At 36.4% G+C, this 3,159-nt stretch carries 1 protein-coding gene; it reads right to left on the bottom strand.

All coding sequences use genetic code 11. The annotated features are described in order from the left end of the window. Positions 1 to 182: 182 nt before the first annotated feature. Complete coding sequence (mutS, locus tag BA053_RS05780; RefSeq protein ID WP_065095027.1) at positions 183 to 2,678, bottom strand: DNA mismatch repair protein MutS; 2,496 nt, start codon at positions 2,676 to 2,678, stop codon at positions 183 to 185. Positions 2,679 to 3,159: the final 481 nt, after the last annotated feature.

Raw genomic sequence — 3,159 nt, 5'->3', positions numbered from 1 at the left:
AATTGAACATAAGACGCCGATACATTAAGTAATCCTTACCTTTTAATCTGCAGATTGGCGAAAGCAAATACAATAGCTTCACTATCATGATAAGGGCGCTGGCGAAGGGTGTCAAGTAAGTTTTTTCGTTTCTATAGCTACTACCACGATTGTATAGGTAATTCTTCACTTATAATAATGATTCAAGCCTTCAGCTCCTCAAACACTTCACTTGCTCTATTTAAAACAGAATCAGGAAAACCAGCAAGTTTTGCTACATGTATTCCATATGACTCATCTGCAATGCCTTCAATTACTTCATGTAGAAAAATAACCTCTCCGTTCCACTCTCTTATTTTTACACAAAAACATTTCGCGTTCTTCAAGTATTTGCTTACTTTAGTTAATTCATGATAATGAGTTGCAAAAATGGCGCGGCACTTATTTACATTGTGAATATGTTCAATCACCGCCTGTGCAATAGATAATCCATCATATACCCCTGTGCCCCTACCAATTTCATCAAGTATCACCAAGGAACGGTCCGTTGCCTGATTTACTATCGTTGCTGTTTCGATCATCTCTACCATGAAGGTAGAATAACCAGCTGTTATATTATCCGTTGCGCCAACCCTGCTGAATATCTTGTCAATCACTCCAATATGTGCACTCTCTGCTGGCACAAATGACCCCATGTGAGCTAAAATTGCAATGAGAGCGTTTTGCCTCAAGAAAGTGCTTTTTCCAGCCATATTAGGACCAGTAATTAGATGTATACCAGCTAAATTGATGCTATTTGCAATGAATTTATCGTTAACTTCAACCACTGGATGTCTTCCGCTACAGATATTGAACTCTTTGCTGTCATCAATAATGGGTTTTACGTAATTATTTTGCACTGCAAGCTCTGCAAATGCGGTTCTAATATCAAGTTTTGCCAAAGCATTTGCAGCAAGAGCAATTTTTTCAGATTCTTTAGCGACTTCACTACACAGTTCACTAAAAATTTTCATTTCTAAGCCGATTGCAGCATCACGTGCCGTAAGAATTTTATTTTCTAGTTCTTTCAATTCATTAGTAGTGTAGCGCATGCTATTTGCTAAGCTTTGCCTATGAATAAATATATCCGAAGTTATTTTGTGATTTGCCGACACTTCAACGTAATAACCAAGTATGTTGTTGTGTAATATTTTGAGTGCGGCAATGCCAGTTAGGTCGCGATAAGATTCACGGAGCTTAGTTACCAACTTGTTACTGTTGTTCAATATATAAGATAACTCAGATAATTCTGAGTTGTATTTTGAGTGAATAAATCCTCCTTCTTTCACGGAACTGAGGTTATTATCAAGTATAGCACTATTTAGCAGTTCAAATAGGTCTTTATGATTGCCAAGGCTTTTATGTATTGTGCTTAGCTCACTCTCGTCTGATTTTACTGTCATTCCAGCGCGTGACGCTGGCTGGATCCCAGTTTGGATGACATATTGTTGTGGGAGAGATCCATTTTCACCTGATTCAATTTTACATAAGAACTCAGACAACTCTAAAGTTTTTCCTAGGCCTATTTTTAATAGGTTCATATCCTTTGGTGAACCACGCCCTAGTATTAAGCGCGATAAAGACCTCTCAATATCTGGAATGTTAGATAATATCTCTCGTATTTTTTTGCGTGAATCATGATTATTTACAAAAAATTGAGCGGTGCTGAGCCTTAGGTTAATTGCCTTAGAACAAGCAAGTGGTGAAGCAAGCATTTGTTTTAACAGGCGTCCACCAGAGGCTGTAACTGTGTGATCAATAACTGAAATTAGTGAACCTTTCTTTTCACCAAATTGAGTTGAAAATAACTCAAGATTTCTCCTTGCTGAAGCATCAATAAGCATGAAATTTTGTTGCTTATAGGTTTTTGGGAATTCAAGCCTTGGAATAGAGCCCCTTTGTGTTACTCTGACATATTCAAGCAGTGCACCGCACGCCATGATTTCTACTTTGCTGAAATTTCCTATACTCCCAAGTTCCCTGATTTTATAAAACTCGCATAACGTTCTGTGAGATTTACTATACTCAAAAAAGCTCTGTGCGTGTTGCGTAATTGATATTTTATAGTTTTTTAAAATCGATCTAATTTTTTCGTCCTCAGTGAATTTTTCAGAAATTAATAATTCTCTTGGTGATATACGCAATAAATCACTATCTAGAGCTTTCAAACTCGTTAAAGTGTGAAAAAATTTTCCCGTTGATAATTCAAGCCAACTAATAGCATATTCGTCATTTTGTTCAACTATGGATGCAAGATAATTATTGCTTTTATCCTCCAGTAGTGAATCTTCTATAATTGTACCTGGAGTTACAACTCGCACTACATCACGTTTTACTATGGATTTATAGCCCCTCTTTTTTGCTTCATCAGCAGTTTCTAATTGGTCACAGATTGCTACTTTGAATCCTAAATCTACTAGCTTGTGTAGGTAAGATTCACTACTGTGTGCTGGCACTCCACACATTGGTATTTCTTGCCCATTGGAATTGCCTCTCTTGGTTAGCACTATATTCAGCAATTTCGCAGCTTTAATAGCATCATCGAAAAACAACTCATAAAAATCTCCTAGCCTATAAAATAGCAGATGATCCTTGTATTGAGCTTTCAGGTTCAAATACTGCTCCATCACAGGGGTGTTTTTTTCTTTTACGAAGCTCATAATGTTTTTTAATATATTGTATTGATAAACGTTATTATAGATTATATTGCACATGTGAATAACATAAATTTTAAATAGGTGTATAGAGGGGAAAATTTAAAACAATTAAATTTCTTGGATCCAAGTAGTCAGGACACTTGGATGATATAAAGAGTAGGAGTATTCGATGACAAAAAAGCAAAAAATGCAATTGTCATTCCAGCGCGTGACGCTGGAATCCAGAATGTCCTAATTACAAAGTTTATTATTTAGTTTGAAAAATACTATAGCTTTTTCTGTAGCTAAGCTGACCTAGATTTACCAACAATTTGAAAAACCGTCATTCCGCTACTAGTTAGCGGAATCTATACCGCGCATAGCTGTACGAACATTCATTTTTGAAGGTAAATTGCACAGCAAATGGTGTCATTCCAGTGCTTGACACTGGAATCCAGCTTCTATGCAACCTCATCAAAAACATTCATTTAGTGTAAGATCAGCT

The organism is Wolbachia endosymbiont of Nomada ferruginata, assembly GCF_001675785.1.
Lineage (GTDB): Bacteria > Pseudomonadota > Alphaproteobacteria > Rickettsiales > Anaplasmataceae > Wolbachia > Wolbachia pipientis.
Note: the sequence above shows the minus strand (reverse complement) of the source record. Positions and strands in the feature narration are given on the sequence as shown.

Excerpts from the sequence above, each read along its gene's own strand:
- mutS (WP_065095027.1), bottom strand. The coding sequence starts at position 2,678 with ATGAGCTTCGTAAAAGAAAAAAACACCCCTGTGATGGAGCAGTATTTG.